The sequence below is a fragment of the Pseudoalteromonas sp. ATL1 genome (assembly GCF_058933015.1).
Genome location: NZ_JBZYXL010000001.1, coordinates 1,422,176 through 1,443,631, shown reverse-complemented (window position 1 = coordinate 1,443,631; position 21,456 = coordinate 1,422,176). Strand labels below are relative to the sequence as shown.

22 protein-coding genes are annotated in these 21,456 nt (G+C 42.2%); 13 read left to right on the top strand and 9 right to left on the bottom strand.

What is annotated here, in order from left to right:
* Nucleotides 1-88: 88 nt before the first annotated feature.
* Entirely contained in the window at nt 89-547 is a 459-nt protein-coding gene (locus tag AC5FX4_RS06420; protein ID WP_493605634.1) for an Hsp20 family protein, read from the bottom strand.
* A 241-nt stretch (nt 548-788) separates the two neighbouring features.
* Between AC5FX4_RS06420 and AC5FX4_RS06415 the strand changes: the two genes are divergently transcribed.
* Entirely contained in the window at nt 789-1,271 is a 483-nt protein-coding gene (locus AC5FX4_RS06415) for a GNAT family N-acetyltransferase (RefSeq protein WP_493605633.1), read from the top strand.
* Between the two features lie 115 nt (nt 1,272-1,386).
* Nucleotides 1,387-3,495 carry a PocR ligand-binding domain-containing protein gene (locus AC5FX4_RS06410; protein WP_493605632.1) on the top strand — a complete coding sequence of 703 codons (2,109 nt, stop codon included), beginning with the start codon at nt 1,387-1,389 and terminating at the stop codon, nt 3,493-3,495.
* A 73-nt stretch (nt 3,496-3,568) separates the two neighbouring features.
* On the opposite strand, the gene AC5FX4_RS06405 is transcribed toward AC5FX4_RS06410, so the two are convergent.
* Together AC5FX4_RS06405 and pnuC are read right to left on the bottom strand one after the other, a co-directional pair.
* Nucleotides 3,569-3,955 carry an MmcQ/YjbR family DNA-binding protein gene (locus AC5FX4_RS06405; protein ID WP_493605631.1) on the bottom strand — a complete coding sequence of 129 codons (387 nt, stop codon included), beginning with the start codon at nt 3,953-3,955 and terminating at the stop codon, nt 3,569-3,571.
* Between the two features lie 28 nt (nt 3,956-3,983).
* Entirely contained in the window at nt 3,984-4,637 is a 654-nt protein-coding gene (gene pnuC, locus AC5FX4_RS06400) for a nicotinamide riboside transporter PnuC (protein ID WP_493605630.1), read from the bottom strand.
* A gap of 331 nt (nt 4,638-4,968) precedes the next feature.
* Here pnuC and AC5FX4_RS06395 point away from each other — a divergent pair, with 331 nt between their 5' ends.
* Nucleotides 4,969-5,328 (top strand): efflux RND transporter permease subunit, encoded by a 360-nt coding sequence (locus AC5FX4_RS06395; protein WP_493605629.1) that lies wholly within the window; start codon nt 4,969-4,971, stop codon nt 5,326-5,328.
* 28 nt (nt 5,329-5,356) lie between these two features.
* Here the strand turns inward: AC5FX4_RS06395 and AC5FX4_RS06390 are convergent, their stop codons facing one another.
* Nucleotides 5,357-5,536 (bottom strand): alternative ribosome-rescue factor A, encoded by a 180-nt coding sequence (locus tag AC5FX4_RS06390; RefSeq protein ID WP_493605628.1) that lies wholly within the window; start codon nt 5,534-5,536, stop codon nt 5,357-5,359.
* 200 nt (nt 5,537-5,736) lie between these two features.
* Between AC5FX4_RS06390 and AC5FX4_RS06385 the strand changes: the two genes are divergently transcribed.
* Complete coding sequence (locus AC5FX4_RS06385; RefSeq protein ID WP_493607787.1) at nt 5,737-6,687, top strand: alpha/beta fold hydrolase; 951 nt, start codon at nt 5,737-5,739, stop codon at nt 6,685-6,687.
* Here AC5FX4_RS06385 and AC5FX4_RS06380 read toward each other — a convergent pair.
* On the bottom strand, nt 6,680-7,027 hold the full coding sequence (locus AC5FX4_RS06380; protein ID WP_493605627.1) for a winged helix-turn-helix transcriptional regulator: 348 nt from the start codon (nt 7,025-7,027) through the stop codon (nt 6,680-6,682). The two genes, AC5FX4_RS06385 and AC5FX4_RS06380, sit on opposite strands and share 8 nt — an antisense overlap.
* A gap of 95 nt (nt 7,028-7,122) precedes the next feature.
* On the opposite strand from AC5FX4_RS06380, the gene AC5FX4_RS06375 reads away from it, so the two are divergent.
* Nucleotides 7,123-7,410, top strand: coding sequence for a YciI family protein (locus tag AC5FX4_RS06375; protein WP_493605626.1), 288 nt, complete (start codon nt 7,123-7,125; stop codon nt 7,408-7,410).
* A 44-nt stretch (nt 7,411-7,454) separates the two neighbouring features.
* On the opposite strand, the gene AC5FX4_RS06370 is transcribed toward AC5FX4_RS06375, so the two are convergent.
* Nucleotides 7,455-8,315 carry a LytR/AlgR family response regulator transcription factor gene (locus AC5FX4_RS06370; protein WP_493605625.1) on the bottom strand — a complete coding sequence of 287 codons (861 nt, stop codon included), beginning with the start codon at nt 8,313-8,315 and terminating at the stop codon, nt 7,455-7,457.
* A gap of 126 nt (nt 8,316-8,441) precedes the next feature.
* Here AC5FX4_RS06370 and AC5FX4_RS06365 point away from each other — a divergent pair, with 126 nt between their 5' ends.
* Entirely contained in the window at nt 8,442-9,638 is a 1,197-nt protein-coding gene (locus AC5FX4_RS06365) for an acyltransferase family protein (protein WP_493605624.1), read from the top strand.
* A gap of 51 nt (nt 9,639-9,689) precedes the next feature.
* Here the strand turns inward: AC5FX4_RS06365 and AC5FX4_RS06360 are convergent, their stop codons facing one another.
* From AC5FX4_RS06360 to AC5FX4_RS06350, 3 genes are all read right to left on the bottom strand, one after another.
* The gene (locus tag AC5FX4_RS06360; protein WP_493605623.1) at nt 9,690-10,364 is read right to left on the bottom strand and encodes an alpha/beta hydrolase; all 675 of its coding nucleotides are present in this window, start codon (nt 10,362-10,364) and stop codon (nt 9,690-9,692) included.
* A gap of 10 nt (nt 10,365-10,374) precedes the next feature.
* Complete coding sequence (locus tag AC5FX4_RS06355; protein WP_493605622.1) at nt 10,375-11,241, bottom strand: alpha/beta hydrolase; 867 nt, start codon at nt 11,239-11,241, stop codon at nt 10,375-10,377.
* 99 nt (nt 11,242-11,340) lie between these two features.
* Nucleotides 11,341-12,507, bottom strand: a complete 1,167-nt coding sequence (locus AC5FX4_RS06350; protein WP_493605621.1) for a serine hydrolase domain-containing protein — start codon at nt 12,505-12,507, stop codon at nt 11,341-11,343.
* 253 nt (nt 12,508-12,760) lie between these two features.
* Between AC5FX4_RS06350 and AC5FX4_RS06345 the strand changes: the two genes are divergently transcribed.
* The 7 genes from AC5FX4_RS06345 (at nt 12,761) to AC5FX4_RS06315 (ending at nt 21,353) form a co-directional block, all read left to right on the top strand.
* Nucleotides 12,761-13,567, top strand: a complete 807-nt coding sequence (locus AC5FX4_RS06345; protein WP_493605620.1) for a MipA/OmpV family protein — start codon at nt 12,761-12,763, stop codon at nt 13,565-13,567.
* A 10-nt stretch (nt 13,568-13,577) separates the two neighbouring features.
* A complete protein-coding gene (locus tag AC5FX4_RS06340) occupies nt 13,578-13,979 on the top strand; it encodes a DUF3019 domain-containing protein (protein WP_493605619.1) in 402 nt (133 codons plus the stop codon).
* 10 nt (nt 13,980-13,989) lie between these two features.
* The gene (locus AC5FX4_RS06335) at nt 13,990-14,682 is read left to right on the top strand and encodes a response regulator (RefSeq protein ID WP_493605618.1); all 693 of its coding nucleotides are present in this window, start codon (nt 13,990-13,992) and stop codon (nt 14,680-14,682) included.
* Nucleotides 14,682-15,947 (top strand): sensor histidine kinase, encoded by a 1,266-nt coding sequence (locus tag AC5FX4_RS06330; protein ID WP_493605617.1) that lies wholly within the window; start codon nt 14,682-14,684, stop codon nt 15,945-15,947. The genes AC5FX4_RS06335 and AC5FX4_RS06330 overlap by 1 nt, the downstream gene beginning before the upstream one ends.
* Nucleotides 15,948-16,002: 55 nt before the next feature.
* Complete coding sequence (locus tag AC5FX4_RS06325; RefSeq protein ID WP_493605616.1) at nt 16,003-17,055, top strand: hypothetical protein; 1,053 nt, start codon at nt 16,003-16,005, stop codon at nt 17,053-17,055.
* A 70-nt stretch (nt 17,056-17,125) separates the two neighbouring features.
* Nucleotides 17,126-17,977, top strand: a complete 852-nt coding sequence (locus AC5FX4_RS06320) for a GNAT family N-acetyltransferase (RefSeq protein WP_493605615.1) — start codon at nt 17,126-17,128, stop codon at nt 17,975-17,977.
* A gap of 235 nt (nt 17,978-18,212) precedes the next feature.
* Nucleotides 18,213-21,353 carry an ABC transporter substrate-binding protein gene (locus AC5FX4_RS06315; protein ID WP_493605614.1) on the top strand — a complete coding sequence of 1,047 codons (3,141 nt, stop codon included), beginning with the start codon at nt 18,213-18,215 and terminating at the stop codon, nt 21,351-21,353.
* Nucleotides 21,354-21,456 lie beyond the last annotated feature (103 nt).

Here is a 21,456-nt window from a genome sequence, read left to right as displayed (position 1 = left end):
CCAATCACGAAATACAAAAATAGACGACAAAAAAGCCACCCAGAGAGGCGGCTTTGTAAAAATCAACATGAACTAAGGACTTACTTTTTTACTTGCTCTCAAGTAATTTTGACGCACCAATCTCAATCTTACGTGGCTTCAGTGCTTCTGGGATCTCGCGTTCTAAATCAATAAGGAGTAACCCATTTTCAAGTTCAGCACCAACCACTTTTACATGATCTCCAAGCTGGAATTTTCTTTCAAAGTTGCGCTGTGCGATTCCTTGATGGATAAACTTACGCGCCTGTTTGTTATCTTCACTTGATTCTTTATTTTGTTTTTCGCCTTTGACCGTCAACGCATTGCCTTCTGAATGTAGCGACAACTCTTGCTCAGAAAAACCAGCAACGGCCATGGTAATTTGATATTTGTCTTTGCCTAAGGCTTCAATATTGTACGGCGGGAAGCTAGGCTGTTTTTCGCTGCGCGCAGCGGCATCCATTAGTGACGCTAAATGGTCAAAACCAATGAAAGAACGATATAGTGGAGATAGATCAACTGTTTGCATAATTTGTATCCTCATAGAGCAATAACAAATGCTGTTCACTCTTTTAAAAACCAATAAACAGCATATAAAACATTAACTTAAATTAGGTGAGGCCCTGTCGGCGTCCTCACTTTCCTATCTATGGACCGACTCAAATATTTTCAAGGGATTTTTTTGAAATAATTTTTATTCATTTGATTTATATGTATTTTTAAAAGATAAAAAACGACATTATGGGATTTTAAAAAGCTGTTCGTTCACTATGCTAATACGCCCCGCACAACCGCAAGATTGCATTAGCTTAGCCATGCTGAGTATTCAAGTCTGGCTAAACACTTATGCTAAAGAAGGTATCCATACTGAACATTCTTTGTACGCGCGTGAACATTTTTCAGAAAAGGCATTTTTACAATATCTTGCATCAACCAATCAACAGATATTAATTTGCGAGCGAAATGGTGCATTGTGTGGGTTCACCCAAGTGAATCTGGACTCACATTATCAAACCCCTCTTAATGGTTACGAAGTAGAGAAGCTCTATATCCATCCAAACTTTATGGGACAAGGCATTGGTCGAGCGTTATTGAATGAGAACAAAGCGCTGTTTGGTCCACAATTTTGGCTTGTCACTTGGAGCGAAAACGAAGCAAATGGCTTTTATCAACATCTAGGCTTAAGGTGCATTGGTACCACTGAATTTATCTTTGCAGAGTCCACTGTTATTAACAACGTTTATACAACATAACTATCTAAACAGGCGCCCTAAAATATTAATTCCTTCACGGTGCCACTTTGATGTATCGAACGGGACTTTTTGAGCTATATTTTGACTAGGTTTAGTTGCCAAAAAACAAAGCATAATGATTAATTACTTGGATCCAGAATTAAGGATAACCCCCACTTACTTTGTCGAAGAGCTTATCGATATTCCAAAATTAAACGAGCTTTTAGACATGTACTCCAAAGCAACGGGCATGGTAACGGCTTTGTTAGATTTGCGCGGCAACGTTCTTATTGCCACCAACTGGCAAGACTCTTGTACTCAGTTTCATCGGGTGAATAAAAAAACCTGTGCCAATTGTTTAGAGAGTGACACAGCGCTTGCAGGTCAACTCGCCGCAGGACACAAATACAACGTATATCGCTGTAAAAATGGTTTAGTTGATGTGGCCACCCCCGTCATCATTGACGGTCAGCATATTGCTAACCTATTCACGGGCCAATTTTTCTTTGAACAACCCGATCTTGAAGAGTTTCGCCAAAGAGCCCTAGAGTATGGCTTCGACGAGGCGAAATACCTCGATGCAATAAAACGGGTGCCCGTTTACACTGAGTCAGAAATTGAAGCACATTTCGCCTTTTTAGCGAAACTGGCGGATATGATCGCAGAACTTGGTGCCAAAAATTTAAAAATTAAACAGATAAACCAAAAGGTCGTGAAAGAGCATGATATTTTAGCCACTTCCTTTGCCAAATTTATCGAAATGGCACCGATAGGCGTGGTAAAAATAGATGCGAAACAGGGCAACTTCCAGCTCGCCAATGAGGCGTTTTGTCAATTAGTGACTGCCAATAACTCCGAACTCACTCACGTACAGCTCTCATCTTTTATCACACAACAAGATCGCAGTAAGTTTGACGAAGTCATTGCGGACACCGCCATAAACCAAACCTTCGGCGAATTAAAATTACAACTGAGTGCCGCATCAGGCAGAGTCAAAGATGTGTTACTGCACGGCGTACATGCAAAAGAAAGCGCTGGCAGTGAGAGTATTTGGATTATTGTTCTAGATATTACCGAGTCGGTGAACTTACACGCCCATTTGGAAAAGGCTAAAAGCAAGGCTGAAAAGGCTAGTAATGCTAAAAGTGAGTTTTTAGCCAATATGAGCCATGAAATACGCACCCCTATGAATGGCATTTTAGGCTCATTGCAATTATTAGAACAACAGATCAGTGAACCTCATAGCAAGTCACTATTGGATGCATCAATATTTTCGGCTCGCTCATTATTGACCATCATTAACGACATACTCGACTTTTCGAAAATGGAAGCGGGTAAACTCAAGCTCGAATCTATCCCATTATCTCTTCGAAAAGTCATTGATATTGTTGTTTCAGATTTCACACCACTTGCAGACAACAAACACATTAGATTAAAAACCAGTATAGACAAGGACGTATATGACTATTGGGTTGGTGACCCTGTTCGCATACGGCAAGTGCTTATTAATCTTGTTTCCAATGCCATTAAATTCACTCAGCAAGGCGAGGTGACGATAGGCCTGTCTCTGCAATCCTTAGACGGGGGAGAAACGCCCATCATCGAGGTGAAAGATACGGGTATAGGCATGACTAAAAAGTGCATTAAAACCATATTCGAACGTTTTGAACAAGCAGATACCTCAACTACAAGAAGTTTTGGAGGAACGGGCCTGGGTATGACCATCACTAAAAACCTAATTGAGATGATGCAAGGCTCAATTAGTATACAAAGTACCGTGGGGGTAGGAACTCAAGTTCAAATAATATTACCGCTAGAAAAAGATTTAACGAGTAAACGAACAAGCAAGCAACCTGAGCATATCTCAGCGCCGGATCTGTCCAGCAAGAAAATACTAGTCGCCGAAGATAACGATATTAACTGGCTGGTAATTTGTGCCATGCTCAAACAAACCAAGGCGCAAATCATTCATGCAAAGGATGGCCAAATCGCGGTAGAACAGTTTGTGAAGAATAAGCCTGATTTGGTTTTGATGGATATTCATATGCCAAATATGGATGGGATTGAAGCGTGTCATTCAATCAAAAAACTTGATGCATCAGCACCAGTTATCGTTGTGACCGCGAGCATTATGAGCGATGACATCAACCAATATCAACAAGAAGGTTTTGATGACTGGCTGGGTAAGCCAGTCGATATGAACAAACTGTTTAAAAAGTTAGACACTTTTCTCAGCAATAGCTGAGCGACTTAAGAGTGGGTCGTGCTCAGTGGAGCGAATAACCCTAATCGAACTAGACAGGCCTAACTAGACTTACCTAACTAGATAAATGCAACAAAAGCGAAGTCTGATCTTTTTTCGGCATTTTTTTCACAACGAGTAAGTACGAATTATCAATCATACGTTCTATTTCGCCCCGGGGGATAGAACCATCCAGTAACACGGTATTCCACAGGCGCTTATTCATGTGATAACCCGGCAGCACAGAAGGAAAAATATCTCTTAACGCTTGCGCTTCGTCTGGATCGCACTTCAAATTCATACGCCAATGACTGGCATCACTGCCCCCCATGTTATCGCCAAGCGCTAAAGTGGCAAACATCTTATTTTTAACTTTATAAACGTCGACCCCTTCACCAAAAGGTTGGCTTACTGTAGCTTCGGGTTTAGAGATTAAATACTGATGCGCCTGTACATGGTCCATAGTTCATTTCCTTGTAAAATAGCCAGTTTTACTTATTCATACTCACAGTTTGTTGCTGTAACGCTGCTCGCCACTGAACAAAATTAACAGCGGCAAGCGCGGTGTAAAAAACAAATAAAACAACGGTTGGAAAGTACCCCTTATTAACATAAAGGTAAATAGAAACGGCGTCGATCACAACCCAATATAACCAGTTTTCTAACACTTTTTTAGTCAGCAAATAGGTAGTCACAATACCAAAGCATGTTGTGAGTGAGTCTAAATAAGCAAAATCAGCATAGGTATAGTTATCCATAATGTAGCCAACTAAGATAGACATAACCAAGGTGCTGCAAATTAACCATATATGTTTTTTGATCGGCCAGCTCGCTATCGGTAATGAACTTTGCTCAACCAGTGAGAGTTTTTCTCCCAATAAAGCCCCTTGTCGCCATTGCCACCAACCGTATACCGCCATCACTAGATAAAACAAATTCAGTAATGACTCCATGAGCAATGCGCCATTAAAAAACAGCAAAGTATAAATTAGAGTACTGATACCGCCTGCAACCCAGCACCAAGCACTCTGCTTCATCGCGAGCAGCATGTATGCGACCGAGAGCCCTGCAGCCAAATACTCCCAAGCAGACATTGCTTGAAAGCCACTAACCGCTTGTTGAAAAATAGTGGCTAATTCATTCATTTATCGTTTTCTCAGTAAAATTAAGGCCATTGCACTTTCACTAAATTGCTGTTGGCCAACAGTGAATGGGAAACAAGTAGTCGCTAAATAATGTCCATTGGGTGATAACTTGGCGTTGAAGCCTCCATTCCCTGTTACCAACAGAAACGTGATTTGCAGCATACGCTTGTCATTAATTATGAGTATCAATCAACGGCAATCTAATAATCACTTACCCGTATACAACTTTTAATTTAAATTTCAACAAGTTAGATACATTCATTTCATGAGCAAGTCAGTTTAACGTTAAGTTATCTATACGTCCATGCCTGATCATGCACAAAACCTCGATATGATCACTATGATTGGTTTTATCATTCTCATGGGTTTGGTGATCAACAATGCCATTTTACTGGCGAACAAGTTTCAAGCGAATATGAATTTGGGTATGGCTCAGCGAGACGCGATTAGTGATGCGCTAAGCAGCCGTAAGCGTGCGATATACATGAGTACGGGTACCAGTATCTTTGGCATGCTACCTTTGATGCTCAACCCCGGTGAAGGGGCTGAAATTTATCGCGGTTTAGCCGTGGTTACTATAGGCGGAATGACATTTAGCGCTTTGTTTAGCTTAAGCTTTATGGCCGCATTACTGTCATTAAAGTACTTTTCAGGCAAATCAACTACGACCAAGCTAGCCGTGGCAGCATAGTGCAAAAAAACCTTATCTTAAAGCGCGCTTATGCTGCCTTAAGGTAAGGCTCTTGGCCTTTATGTTTTGCGTTACGTTTAAAACTCCCCTTACCTTTTCTCGCCTTTTCAACTTTCGTTTTAAACAGGGGGCTTGTGACTAACGCTTTTAGCGCATTGTCTTTGATCTCGCCACGCTGGTGTGCGTGTGCCATGCGTTTTTTACTCATTTATTGCGTCCTATTAACTGTTCAATTTACCACCAAGTGGTGGTGCGCCATTATGTAGATAGGGAATGTCACACGCAAGCAATTTCTATCGTTTTTTAACGCTAAATATCAAAGACTTTTTAAGCCTTGTTATCAAACTTACACACAGCCATGACTATACTTATTGCTACGATGAGAAACTGGCAAAGACTCGCGTTATTATGCCCACGATCCAAACAAAAGATGGCATTACAATTAACTATCAAGATGAAGGCGCTCCCCAAGCACCTGCAATCATTTTAATTATGGGGTTAGGCGCACAAATGACCGTTTGGCCTGATTCATTTTATTATGGCTTAGTGGATAAAGGTTTTCGCGTCATTCGCTTTGATAACAGAGATACGGGCTTATCTAGCCAGCTTGATCACCATGGTAAGCCAAGCCTCGTAACAACTTGGCTAAAAAGACGCTTAAAACTGCCAGGTACCGTTCCTTACACGCTTGATGATATGGGTAACGACGTGCTGGCGCTGATGGCGGCACTCAAAATCAAAAAGGCACATCTTGTCGGCGCATCGATGGGTGGCATGATAGCTCAGCGGCTCGCTGCACAATATAAAAAAAAGGTACTCAGTCTAACTTCTATTATGTCCTCGTCTTCACCCCCAGGTTTATCTCCCGGTAATTTAAAGCTGATGTTTAAACTGATGCGCTTACAATCTACAGCCAGTTCCCAAGAGGCTGCTGTTGCTTACCTCGTTAAACTCAATCAACTCATCGGCAGCCCCGAATTTCCACAGGATGAACGAGCCTTAACACAGCAAGCCCGTCTCAATGTCGAGCGCGCCCATAATCCAAATGGCTTCAAACGCCAATTGGTTGCATTAACACACGGCGGCGGACGAGAACATTTGATCAGCAAAATCAAGGCCCCCACCTTAGTGATCCATGGGGGTGCAGATCCAATTTTTCCGCTCTCTGCGGGACAAAAAACGGCGCAACAAATACGCAAGGCCAAACTCAAAATTGTGCTCGGCATGGGTCATGATTTCCCACCGGAGGTCATGAAAAAGCTGACCAAATGGATCAGCAAGCACGTTAAAAAAGCTGAACGCAAACGACTAGAAAAAAAATCACGTAAGGCACATAGCGTCGACTTTACCGTTAATTAGACGATGAATTGTCGTTGAGTGCTTGTTCCCACTGTTTTGACCAATCTCGCAAAGGGTCTAGTGTGATCATTAAGGTACGACCTAGTTCGGTTAACTTGTATCCATCTTCATGTTTATCCACCAGCTTAGCCTGTGAGAGTTGTTTTATACGCGTATTGAGTACTGATGGTGACATACCATCGCATTTGGCCTGTATTGCTCTAAAGCTCAAGGGTCCAGACGCATTAAGTTCCCATAAAATTCTCATATTCCATTTACGACCTAGTAGGTCAAAAACAGCCATAATGGCGACACCAGTGGATGAGCCTCGCACTGGATTCTTAGGTAAAGGTGTTGACATAACTCTTGCGCTTCTAAAAAAGTAGCGGTAAAGTACCGCCACATCATGCTACTAATTAAGTAGCACTATACATAAATAAGCAAAAGGAGAAAACTATGTTTTTGGTTGATATGACATTTATGGATGTAGAAAAAATCACGCCAGAATTAACCCAGCAGCATCGCGATTACCTAGCGACACAATATAAAAATAAAAAACTGATGTTTGGTGGGCGAAAAGAGCCAAGAACAGGTGGCATACTTCTATCGCAGCATGCATATGAAGATGAGCTAAGACAGGTACTCAATGGCGATCCGTTTATTCAAAGCGGCCTCGTAGTCTATTCCATTACCGAATTTCATCCCGTGATGGCAAATGACGATTTTATTCAGCTCCTTGCCTAAAACAAAAGCGCCCACCACGTACCAAGCGCTTAAGCTGAAGTATATCAACTTAAGCGCTTTTTAAACTCGTCTTTATAACGGCGAGATAAGCTGAGTGTTTTACCTGTTTTCAAGGTAATTTCACCATCACCACTGGGTTGATAGCTGATATTATCAATGACGTGGTGATTGATGGCGTAACTACGATGAACGCGGCTAAACCCTTGTTCAGCTAAACGTGCACTGAGCTGTCCAAGCGTTGCCCTGAGTGGGTAAATACGCCCTTGGCTATGTAAATTGACATAATTGCCCGCCGACTCGAGCCATTCAATATCGGCCACCTTAATCAGGAATTCTTTATCAAGCTTTTTCACTAAAAAGTGCTCTGGTGCTTTTTGTACTGATTGATTACTTTGCGCATCATCCTCGCTCAACGCAATTTCGCTGGCCTCTCCTTTTAACCTCGCATATCCAGCGCTGACCACATTAAACACCACCAGCCAAAGCACATACCCCCAAGCATCTTTACGGTACTCATACCAAAACTCTCTCGGGAACGGGCCAAAGTTGTAATCGCTTTGTGCCAGAAAATAGATCACCTCTCGCAAACCCACCATTAACCCGATATGTAACGCTGTAAACACAAAACTGGCCAACACATGCAAAACCAGTTGTTTTTTTATGTGATTAAAGCAAAGTGGTACACGTTTAAAAAAGGCAAACATGAGCGGCGCGATCATAAAAAAACTCACCGCACTGGTGTATTCCCATGCAAAAGGTTCCCACATTTGAATACTGGGTTCACCTGAACGAGTATGTTCGCTCCAAACAGATAGCGCGTTAATTCCGTTATTGATAAACAGGTATAAAGCGACGGCTGCATAGATAACTATGCCTTTATGTTTATCAATCTGGTTCAGTTCCACTTTGTTTATCCCTCTATTCCACCGCTTATCACTAAAAGCCTACCAATCATTCACTTAGCTATATTTTAAGGGGGGGTTATTTGCCAAGCTTTGCGCACGATTAAACTCTAATTCAAGGTCACGAGCATGCACAATGAACGACGCTACGACATCGATGCACTTCGCGTTTTAGCATTTGCTGTACTTATTTTATATCACACCGCAATGTATTATGTCGCCGACTGGGGTTGGCATATAAAAAGCGCCACCACCTATGAATGGCTACAAGATGTGATGATACTCACCAACCCTTGGCGCATGTCTTTGCTATTTTTTATCTCAGGATTAGCGCTCGCGTTAACAGCGCATAAATTGACCGCGCTCACACTCATTAAACTCAAAACCGTGCGTTTGTTCATCCCGCTACTGTTTGGCATGTTTGTGATTGTCAGCCCGCAAGTTTATTTTGAGGCGCTCAGTCAAAACCTCATTGAGCCGGGCTTTTGGCAATTTTGGCTCGCGTATATCAACCCAAATACCCATTTGCTTAGAGATCATCACGGTCCAATTGGCTTATTGACTTGGAATCACCTGTGGTTTTTACCTTATGTCTGGGTATATTGCATCATGACCATTGCGATCAAACCGCTGCTTAGCCGTGTTGCACAATTCACAGCAGTAGCTAAAGTGCCGCTGCCAACGATGATCGCAACGTGTATTGCCATGCTTATCTTAGTCTGGTGGCTGTTGCGTACTTCGTTTCCTACCACGCACGATCTCATCAATGATTGGTATAACCATGGTAAGTACTTTTTAGTGTTTATCGTCGGCTATATGTTCGCACTCCAAAAAAGCTGGTGGCAGGGTGTGATCACCCATCATAGAACGATACTCGCTATCGCCTTGCTCTGTTATGCGTTTATTATCGCCGACCGCCATGGAATCTGGTCAACACTCGCCAACCTTTATGATTCCAACGATTTCATAAAGCTATTTTATGCTGTTGTACATAGTACCAACCACTGGCTATGGATTTTTTCTATGGTCGGCATGGCGGGATTTTACCTGAACAAACCAAGTAAGATCTTTAGTTATACCAATCGTGCCATTTTACCGTATTACATGCTGCATCAAACTTTGATCATCGTGATTGCCTGGTTTTTAAAGGCGCAGCAACTACACCCCGCGATTGAGGCATCCATTGTGATTATACTCACTATCAGCACATGTGTACTTAGCTTTGAAGTTATCAAACGTAGCACGCTTTTGTGTGGGCTATTTGGCATAAAAGCGCCCAACACTTTCAGCAAGGTGCAAAAGCCGTTGCAAAAACAAACGGCTTAATCGATGTTGGCATGGCCCATTGCCATGCCAACTTTAAACCTCTAACGCGCGTTAATTTGAATGCGTTTTTATCCATACTTTCACTGGCTCAACCCAGTCTTTTAAAGGGCGATAAAACGCGCCATGTGAGAGGCCTGTATTGATTTCAATCTCTTCGAATGAAGACGTTTGCGTACTTTTTTTATCAAGTGCCGCGCAGCTTTTCGCGTTGTCTGACTTTTCGTATATCGACAGCACATGACCGTAAACTTTAATGTCCGTATGCTTTTTCCAAACGAGGCGCCCGCAGCCTGCTAGAATCACCGTATTGACGCCTAAATCAGATAATTTATCTGAAGTCAGCCCGGTAATAAATGCTCCGCGAGAGAATCCAACCAAAGTGATATGCTCTGGTTTAACGCCCTTTTTAACCAAAGTGCGTACTTGCTTATTTAGCTCATAAGCATAGTCAAAAGGGTCTGTGTTTTTAGCCCGATGGTGTGCGATTAGCGTATAACTGTCATCTGCCAACGCTTGTTTTACGGCAGGAAAATCATACTCTCCCCAACCATTTTTTGTTTCCACGGGCTTTGGGTTATCTCCTTCCACAATGTAGCCATGGGAATAAAAAACAAATTTCTCATTTGCCGATACAGACTCAGGTATGGCATCGAGGATAGTGGCAGCTAAAGTGTTAAATGACGCCATCGCGCCAAGTAAGCCAAAAATAAGTGAGCTGTTTTTCATCTTGTACTTCTTATTGATTATTTTTATAAATCCAATACAAACCTTGTATGGCTGTTGTTGGGAATGCCGTTTCATGATTTGCCTCTGGGATCACCCGTAATTTTGCTTCTAGAGTGCTTATTTTCTTACCCTGTAGCAGCTCATAAAAAGCTTGCGCATCCCCCACCATGTCATTATCCATGTTAGCTTTAGTTTCTTGTGCGCCAACTGCAATAAAAACCTTGGTATGACCCGTTACTCCCTTAATACTGAGCTTTTCAACGTCATTTAAAATGGCTTTATTTTGATACCAAAGGGATGGACTGCCCAACACGTAGCTACTAAATAAACTCGGTTTTATGGCAAAAATATAAGCCCCAAACAGCCCTCCTAACGAGTTACCCACAAAAGTACGCTGCGAAGGCAGTGTTCTAAAGTTTTTATCCATATAGGTAAACACTTGCTGCTCTAAAAAGCGCAGGTGCTGCTTTGCTTGCCCTGTTTCTAACTTCCAGTCGTTTGCTTTGTACGGAGTATAATCTCTCACTCGGCTTTCACTGCCTTTTGACCCTTGAGAGTACGACACACCTACAATAATGGCTTCGGCCATTTTACCGGTATTCATTGGGAAACGTGTTGCACCGGATACAATTTGAAAACTATACCAAGCGTCAGTTAAATAAATAACAGGATAACGCTTGGTTGGGTTTGTTTGATAGCTGCGCGGTAATTTAATGAAAAGCGGATAAACATGCTGTGTTTGGCTGTCTTGCAACTCCACGATATGACTTCTGGGTATTGTAAAAGCTGCCTTATCAATGTTTGTGTTGTTTGCCTGTACACATGAACAGAATAAAGTGAACAGTGGCAATAAAAAAAGGTTAATCCAGCGATTCATTTACTTCCCTATAGGTTATTTTTTCAAAAAAACAGGCTAGCGTGTAGCTAAGCTAGCTTGTGCAAAATAACATATAAGCTTTTAAATTTCTTACTATTGTTATAAAAAATGTGACAACACTTTATCGAGCATTTTGTCAAAATCCTTTTCACACGGCTCATACAAATTGCAATTAAAGAGCATCGTAATGGCCGTTTTCGATTTTGGAAAATAGTAGTCACGCGTCGCATAACCTAGCTCATCTCCCCCATGATAATACACAGTTTGATTTGTTGATTTTTCAGCGATAACGCCCATCCCATAGCGTTTGTTTGGTTGTTGCATATCGACCAGATGGGCTTCGCCAATAAGGTGTTCGCGAACTTGCTCACTCACGCCATCGCCTTCAACAATCATGCGCAATAGTTCAGCCATATCTTTTGCATTGCCGACGATAGGCGCATCTGCAACGCCAATATGACTGTACAATGACAAGGTATTTTCAAGCGCTCCATCCATCAAGAAATACCCGGATGCAATATCTCCTAAAGGCTGCTCTACTGCACCATAACTCATTGATGTCAAACCTAGTGGATCCAATACATAATCACGGAGCGCTATTGAATGATGCTCACCAAGCACAGAGTCCAAGACTAACCCAGCGAGAATGTAACCCGTATTTGAGTATCTCCATCCTTCGCCAGGTTTAAAGTGAGCCGGCTTATCAAGCGCATACTGCAGTGCAAAAACATCTGTGATCTGCTTATTTGGTTCATTTAACACAGCAAAATAAAACTCACCGTTATTATCTTCCAGGTAGTCGAATACGCCACTGGTGTGTGCAAGCAGTTGCCTTGTTGTCATTCGCTTGCTGTATTCAATATGTGATAGTAATTCTGCGGATAAGTAGTCTGAAATAGGGGCATCTAAATCTAAACGTCCTTCTTCATGTAATGTAGCGGCTAGTAGTGCGGTGAGTTTTTTACCTGCACTGCCATTGGGGATCACGGTATCCACTTGCATTGGCGTGTTGCTTTGTTTATCAGCAACCCCTGCCGCACCGTAAAAGTTCACTGTGGGTGAGCTGATATAAAGCACAACCCCCGGTACTTCGGTTTTGACGGTATCTTCAAGTAATTGCTGAAAATCAAACGCAGGGTTCTGTGTTTTAACTGGCTCAGGCGTTTTTGCTGGAATTTTCGGGCTCGCTTTTAAACTCCCACCGCAGCCACTCAGTACAACTGACAGTAATAATGGTGCCATAAGTAATATTGACTTCGTTTTCATTTGTTTTCCTTTTATTCATCATTGATGCCATTGGGGAAAACTGTACGCGTTAACAGGCTTGATAGTTGTAAGCCATACTACCACTATGTATCAAAATGTATCGTTATCTATTATCACCTATGCGTTTCACATTATTTCTCTGGTTCGTTTTGTGGTACGATACACTTTGATACAAGTTGCAAATTCTCGGTACAGTATCCTGCGCCAGAACTTTCTAAGCTGTTAGCAAATAAACCAATAACTAGAAATTGCTATGAAATTAAAATCTGTACTTTTATATATTTGCACTTCGTTAGGTGCTGTCTCTGTTTATGCTGATGACACTACAAATGACGAGTTTGATTATTTTGCCAAACGTCAAGGTGGCGGTTATCTGGCTGCTGAATTTTCGATTACCGAGGGAGCCAGTCTTTATAAAGAATATGACACCCTTTCACTATCGCTAAATGGTGCATACTATTTTGAAAATGGCTTATTTGTGGAGGCCCCAGGAAAATTAAACGAGTTTGATTCGAATTTTGCTCTTGGATACAACCTATTCAATACCCCTGATTGGGAGTTCGATTTGTTGTGGTCGACAGCCCATGGCGCACTGGGCTGGAAAAAAAGCACACGTTATCTTGGCTTAAGAGCATCTGGTGAAATTGCCGGTTTAAACATGCAAGCCATTATTGCGCCCAACGCAGATACCGATACATATAAAAATGGCCTATATGCATCTTTATGGCTCTCTAAAGATTGGCAGTACAAAAACTGGAACTTTTATGGCTCATTCGGTGCGCAATACCGTAACGCCAACATGCTGGATTATTATTACGGGGTGCCGGAGGGCTCAGCCTATTTTGACCCCTATGAAGCAAGTGGTGGCACCAACCTGACCTACAAAATGGGCTTTAGAAAACCGTTTGCTGAAAACTGGCTGTTCGAGGGCAATATTTCATATACCCAATATGCCCAATCAATTTTGGATAGCACTAAAACCAAAACCATCCTAAAAAATCACAGCAATTTGAATGACTACGCTGCCAGTTCTAGCCTATCCATTAGCTATGTATTTTAAGGAGTAAGCTATGACATTCATTCAATCACTTACTCTACAGAGTGCATTTTTAACCGCTCTACTACTTGGTGCACATAGTGCGCAAGCCAACGAAATACAAAACTCGCTGGTACAGCTACATGTTTCTCCAAAACAATGTACCACTTTAGAAAAGGGTCAAGACTGTTATGTCAATCTCAAGGTATCGTGGCAAACCCCGACTAAAGGTGACTTTTGTCTCGCCATGGCCCAACAACCATTACAATGTTGGCATGACCAAAACCAAGGTCAATTTGAACAAGAATTGGTTATCAATAACCCTGTATCCATTACTTTACTTGAAGGTGACAAGATACTGCAGAGCACCTCTATCAAATACGCTTGGTTATATAAAAATCGGATCAGTAAAACAGTTCGTTGGCGAATGTTTTAAGGACTAAAAAATGACAAAGTTGGCGTTAGTTGAAGACGACTTAGAGCTTGCTCAATGGATCTGTGATTACCTCAGCACAAAGCAATATGATGTTGTTGTTTACCATGATGGGCAACAAGCCCTGAATGCCTTGAAGACAAGTGATGTAGAGTTAGTCGTACTTGATGGCATGTTGCCTTCATTAGATGGACTAGAAGTATGTAAACAACTGCGTCAACACTCTAACATTCCCATTTTAATGCTCACCGCACGAGACGAAGAAATCGACGAAATTTTGGGTCTAGAAATGGGGGCCGATGATTACCTCACCAAACCTGTTCGGGGTCGTTTATTAGAAACCCGCATAAAAGCTTTGCTTAGACGTAGTCAACCAATTGATAAACATAAGAGTGCATCTCTCATTGAGTTAGGGAGTTTAGCGCTCAACCAAGCAACCAGAGAAGTGAGTCTCGCTAATGAGTCTATTAACCTCTCTAGCAACGAGTTTGATGCACTTTGGCTGTTGGCATGTAAATCTGGCACCGTGGTTAGCCGCGAAGAACTCACCCAAGCCTTACGCGGTTTTGAATACGACGGTTTTGACCGCTCCATTGATTTGCGTATTTCACGACTGCGTAAAAAGCTCGGCGATAGTGGCACGGAGCCCTATAAAATCAAAACCATTTGGGGTAAAGGTTACCTGCTTGTGAGTGAAGTGTGGTGATGTGGCGTTTTGTTGTTGCTTTACTCATCTTCACCCTATTTGGCAGTATTGGTCTTGGCAAACTTTTCGACACGTTCAATGAAGCATCGCAAGAAAACCAAGATATAAGCCAACAACAATCACTCGCATCACAAGCCCTGTTAGCACAAACCGCATTACAGCTGTTAAACTCTGATCAGCAACAAGCTTTTATAAAACAATCGCAGCAACAATTGCCCAACTATGAATTTGAAGTGCATACCTTGGCAGACTATCCGCTTCCTCAAGCGTTAATATCACAGTTAAAAGTAAAAGCAACTCTGGTGCTTGAAACACAACACTCCTTGCAAGCCTACGCATTACTGCCCAACGACCAAGTTTTGCTACTTAGCACGCCAAAAGAAGCGTTTAACGAGTCTACTAACCTGTTGATGACCATTAGCTTTTACTTGGCACTCATGCTGTTGATCTTGTTGTTTTTAGCGCCATTTATTTTGCGACTAAGGCGACTGAGTGTCGCCACGGCAAAGCTGGGTAAAGGCGATTTATCACAGCGCGTCGCGGTTGGTTCCGTTTGGTACCTCAAAGCACTTGAAACCGATTTTAATGCCATGGCGGCACGCATCGAAGCGCTGGTGAATGACATCAAGCTGCTCGCCAGTGGCCTATCTCATGAGCTGCGTACCCCACTTGCAAGAGTAAGAATGGGCTTGGATACGTTAGTTGAAACCCAAGATGACACACTTAGAGCCGAGTACGAACAACGCGTGAATGCCAACTTAGACACCATGGAAGATTTAGTCAATCAGCTGCTCTCATTTGCAAGATTACAATACATGCTAGAGAGCACCAAAAAAACAATGGTTGATCTAAACCACATTGTGCAAACCATTGAGCATAAGCTGGCAAATTCACACTTCAAAGTGCATTGTTCTGAATCTCCAGCGCTTGTGCAAGGCGACGAGCACTACCTCACCATGTGTATCAATAATCTGGTTAGTAACGCGCTGAAGTACTGCAAACAACAGGTTATGATCGACGTAGCCTGTAAGTCACAACAAGTGATAGTGACGATCAGTGACGATGGCCCTGGTATCCCTATTAATGAGCAAGAAAATATCTTCAAACCATTTGTTAGATTGGATAAGCAAACACATCAAGGTTACGGTATAGGCTTGGCCTTTGTTGATCGCATCGTTACATGGCTCAATGGTGAAGTGCGTGTGGGGGAATGTACAACACTCAAAGGCGCGCAATTTACTTTGCGATTCAATGCGACGAGGTAAAACACGTTCGCTTATAGTACGATGGAGTTACTTTGATAAATAACCGCTTTTCAACGTGAGTAAACGTGATATGTTCGTCAAATCTTCATCTGTGTTGTTAATAACTTTACTATGCCTAACTGGCTGTTTTGATACACAACCACATTATAAAGCGAGTTACAAAGAGGTTGCCCCCTCTGAGTCTCAGAACGAAAATCAAAAAAGTGTAGATAAAGCACTTGTTTTATCGTCAAATAAATTGGCACATGATTATTCTCTGTCGCTAAATAGCGATATGCAAGATTACACAAAACTAACACTCTCTTACGGAGCGCATCAGGTAAGTCTATTAGGCAACGACACTCAATTAACACGTATATGCCAACTAAAAGGTTCACACCAACTCGCCTTTGAGGGCTTTACCTACGATCCTGGTACCGGACTTCCAACCTCTGAAGTTTATATTCATACCGATGAGGGGTTTGATACTTACCCACTGCCGATTGAAGCAAATAGCGAGTTCGAGGATATTCCTTCGCCGAATAGCTATTCTCTGATGTGCGATAAAAGCGATACGCAAAGTTGGCCCAATACATCGCACACTAACATTTCATTTTGCCAATGTGATGTTGCTCAACTGCAAGCCAACTACGCACTGGAAGAGACGCTCGCAAAATACTTGCCAGATACCGATATTAATTTAAACCAAAATTTTGAAGTCATAGGCACGTCATTGCATACCTTAACGCTTCCCAAATTAAACTTAATCAACGAACAAGAGCAATCAGAGTTTGAGTCTTTACTGATCAAAATGGCGCCTCATTTTACGGTCAATCATATTGAAACCACGCAATTTCATTTTGTTCAAGTAACAAGTATCAACCGTCCTTTATATTCTAAATTTGCCTACACCTTTGTAAAACTTGGGCAACAATGGCATCAAGTTTATGCTGCTCAACAATCGTCTAAAGGTTTCTACCCATTACAAGGCATGAAGCAACTTAACAAGGATCAACTTGCAATTGATAATTACTGCTACAACGATTGTGATTGGTGGGGAAAAACAGCCCCAGCAGTGATTGATTTTAAAGCCAAAACCATTCAATTCCTGCCAAGTGAGCATGATTAGAAGCTTGCACCAACAACTAAGCTTGCTAGTATGCACAGACGCCCTCAAGTTGGCCTCGTAAGGACAGAATATGCAAAACAAACAATTCTCCATTAAAACCATGAGCAAAGCAGAACTAGATATAGCGGTTGAGTGGGCAGCACAAGAAGGTTGGAACCCAGGACTCAACGATGCCCACTGTTATTATGCCGCAGATCCCAATGGCTTTTTGATGGGGTATTTGGATGATGAGCCCATTGCCTCTATTTCCGTGGTGAAATACAACGAACACTTTGGTTTTTTAGGCTTTTATATCGTTAAGCCGCAGTACCGTGGCCAAGGCTATGGTTGGCAAATTTGGCAAGCAGGGCTTGAATATCTGAAAGGGTGTAATGTTGGCCTAGATGGCGTTGTGGCGCAACAAGATAACTATAAAAAGTCGGGTTTTAAGCTCGCTTATAGCAATATAAGGTACGAGGGAGTTGGCGGCGGAGCCGCGCCAATCAACCCAAATATCGTACCGTTGTCTGAACTCCCGTTTGAGCAATTAAGTCATTACGAATCCGATTTTTTCCCTGCAAATCGCCCTCACTTTTTACAGCAATGGCTAGCGCAACCAAACAGCCATGCTTTGGGGATTTTGCATGAAGGAAGATTGGCTGGATATGGCATGATACGCCCATGTCGCTCGGGATACAAAATTGGACCTCTGTTTGCCGACACTAATGAGTTTGCCGAGTCTTTATTCTTGGCTTTAACCTCAAAAGTGCCACCGAACGAAGCCGTTTTCCTCGATGTGCCAGCAGTGAACCCAGATGCGGTATCACTCGCTCAGCGTTACAACATGCAACCTTCCTTTGAAACTGCCCGAATGTATACGGGTGAACAACCAGATTTGCCGCTGACTCGTATTTTTGGTGTCACCTCATTTGAAATAGGCTAATCAACTTTCACCTACAAAAAGGCCTTAAACCGCACTTAAGGCCTTAGCAAAGCATTAAACCCAAGCGATTACTCCGACAATGCGTTATACCGCTCACCAAACATGTCTCGCGCTTGACTCTGTCTTTGATTTAGTGGCATAAAACCACGATTTACAACTTCTTTGTCAGAGTTAGAACTTCTGACTACGCTTAACACTGAACAGTTTAAAGCTCAAAAAAAGGTTGCTGAAAATAATGGGATCACAGGAAGACATCACCATAGGCCTGCTTGCTCCTCTCAGTGGTGTAGTTGCACTTTACGGGGAAGAAATATCGAACGCAGCACGGATAGCTTGTGACGAAATTAACGAAACTGGCGGTGTATTGGGAAGACCGCTCAAACTCGTTATTGTTGATGATGGCAGCATCCCTCAAACCGCAGTACCAGCAGCCAAAAGCCTAGTCCATGAACACAACTGTCATGCCATTATTGGCAACTTACTTTCAAGTTCTCGTATTGCCGTTAATTTAGATGTTGCTGAAGTTGAAAAAATTCCTTATCTCAATTTTTCATTTTATGAAGGTTCAATTAAAGGCCGCTACTTTTTTTCATTCGCTGCATTACCAAACCAACAAATAGACAAAATGGTGCCATATATGGCCGAGCGCCATGGCATGAAGTTTTTCTTCGCTGGCGCGAATTATGAATGGCCCAGAGGCTCTATCGATGCGGCAAAACATGCTTTAAATAAAATCTGTGGTGAAATCGTCGGAGAAGAGTATTTACCCCAAGGCAACACTGATTTTCGCTCCATGCTTTATCGCCTTTATACATCCGGCGCAGATGTATTTGTGCCTTACTTTGCGGGGGTTGATCAAATCAACCTGTTAACACAATTCGCTGAAATGGGGCTGAAAGACAGAATAGCGGTGGTCATGGGTCATTTTGATGAAGTGATGGCCTCCGCGATGCCCAATAGTATAAAAAGTAGTTTTTATTCCAGTAACAGTTACTTTATGACGGTGCCAACCGCTGAAAATCAGTTCTACTTAAATAGATTGCAACGTTTGAATACTGTGGATGGTTTATTACCCAATGGCAACGGCGGACTTACCAACTTTGGTGAAGGCACCTATGTCTGTGTCAAAGCGTTTGCCAAAGCCGTAAACCAAGCACAAAGTGTGGAGCCAGAAGCGCTCATACACGCACTTGAAAACATTGCAGTACAAAGCCCTCAGGGGCGAGTCAAAATGGATGCGACTACCCATCATGCGCATATAAATAGCTACCTCAGTCGCTGCAATGACCATGGTGAGTTTGAAATCATTCAATCATTTGGGCAAATTGCCCCCATTATTCCCCCTCGATACAAACATCACTTTGAAAAATCAGAAATCGACCATTTTGTTGTTTCTGATAATCCCAAATTGAATGTCGCTAGCTGGAAGCTTGTACAAATGTACCCAGCAGAATACTTTGTAGAATGTTTGAAGCATCAAGAGCCGATCCAAGAACTCCCTGATTATATTTTTAAGAGTTTAGCCAGTAATCTAGCAGAATTAACGAATCATATCTCCAACAAAGAGCCGCTATATCTCGTTGCCAACTCGAATGATGATTTACAATTTCGCGTTAAGGTAATGCCTTTGTCGGGTAAGGAGAGCATTGACATAGCCATTTATGAGTCAAAGGGGGATTTCATACCACAACTGACCGAACAAGTGCTGGCACAAGCCGATGTTGCCGTTTTAGCAACCGATGAAACAGGGCACATACTGGTTGCCAATGAATCCGCCACCCTATTATTTGGCTATCCCATTGAAGAGCTAATTGGCTTACACATCGTGCACTTGATTCCACCCCGCTATCGAGAAAAGCATGAACTGTATTTTTCTCAGTTTTTACAGTCCAAAGATGTACAAAGAAAAATGGGGTCACGACAAGAAATCTCTGGCTATCGAAAAGACGGATCAGAATTTCCAGCAACGGCTTCAATTGCCAAAACTAACTCTGGTGAAAAAAGTCTACTCACAGTCACCATAGTCGATATCTCTGACCAAAAGGCACAACAAGAGCAATTAGAGTGGCAAGCAAACCACGATACATTAACTCATTTACCCAACAGGTCGTTATTTCATCGCAGACTTTCTGCAGCTTTAAGACGTTCAACCGTGACAAATGCCAAGGTGGCCTTGCTGTTTATTGACTTAGACCACTTTAAATCGGTTAACGATATTTTTGGTCATGACTTTGGTGACATGCTGTTAGTCTCGGCAGCAAGTCGACTGCTCAATACCATTAATCCCGGTAATACCTTATCTCGCTTCGGTGGCGATGAGTTTGTGATTTTATGTGACAACGTGGAAGACGCTGAGCAAGTACAAATGCTCGCATACAAAATCAATCAATGCTTGAAAGAGCCTTTCGAAGTGATGGGGCAAATTATTTATCTCAGTTGTAGCATTGGCTACTCATTGGGTCATGGCGCAACAGAAGCGGCAAACACACTTGTGCGCAAAGCTGATACCGCCATGTATGAAGCGAAAGAAAAGGGTCGCGATGCAATTTTGGCGTATAACCCCCAACTTGATAAGGAAATGAAAAGCAAATTTGATATTGCCTATGAACTTCGTGAAGCAATTAATAACCAAAATTTTTCCATGGTTATCCAACCCATCGTTGACTTGTCCTCCAAAAAAGTGATTGCTGGCGAAGCGCTATTACGTTGTACAACTGCAAAAGGACCTATCTCCCCCGCCGTATTTATTCCCATAGCTGAGTCCATTGGGCTTATTAACATTATTGGACAGTGGGTGCTCAGTCATACCTTTGCGCAACTTAAAGGCATTTCTCATCACATTGAGTCTGGGCGACTCAAATATGTTTCCATTAACATTTCTAACGGGCAGCTGTGCCATCCTGAGTTTTTAGATTTCATCACCACCGAGCTGCGCAAATACGCCATTAACCCTCGCCACATTCTGTTAGAGATCACCGAAACCTCGATCATGAAAAACGAAACGCATGTTAAAGAGATACTCGCTGAACTGGGCAATATCGGCTTTAAAATTGCCATCGACGATTTTGGTATCGGTTATACCTGCTTCAATCAATTGCTTGATTTACCAATCAACTGTTTGAAAATAGATAAAGTTTTTGTTGATAAGCTTGAAGTAGACGAAAACAGTCCAATCCTTATTCACACCATCACAAGCCTTGCCAACTTTTTAGGGTTTGATGTGATCACCGAAGGCGTAGAAACCAAAACACAGCTCAGCACACTTAAATATCTAGGATGCTACAAAATACAAGGCTATTTATTTTACAAACCCATGTCTTTTGAGGAATTTAATACGTTGCTTAGCAGTAACGTTCAAGTTGAACTGCCACACTAATCACATCATTCATAAGTGCTTTTTGCAACTTCTGTAAAGCGCTATTTATGCTCATAAATCTATCGAGTTTATCGATGGCTGCAATCGTTTTAATTCCCAACAA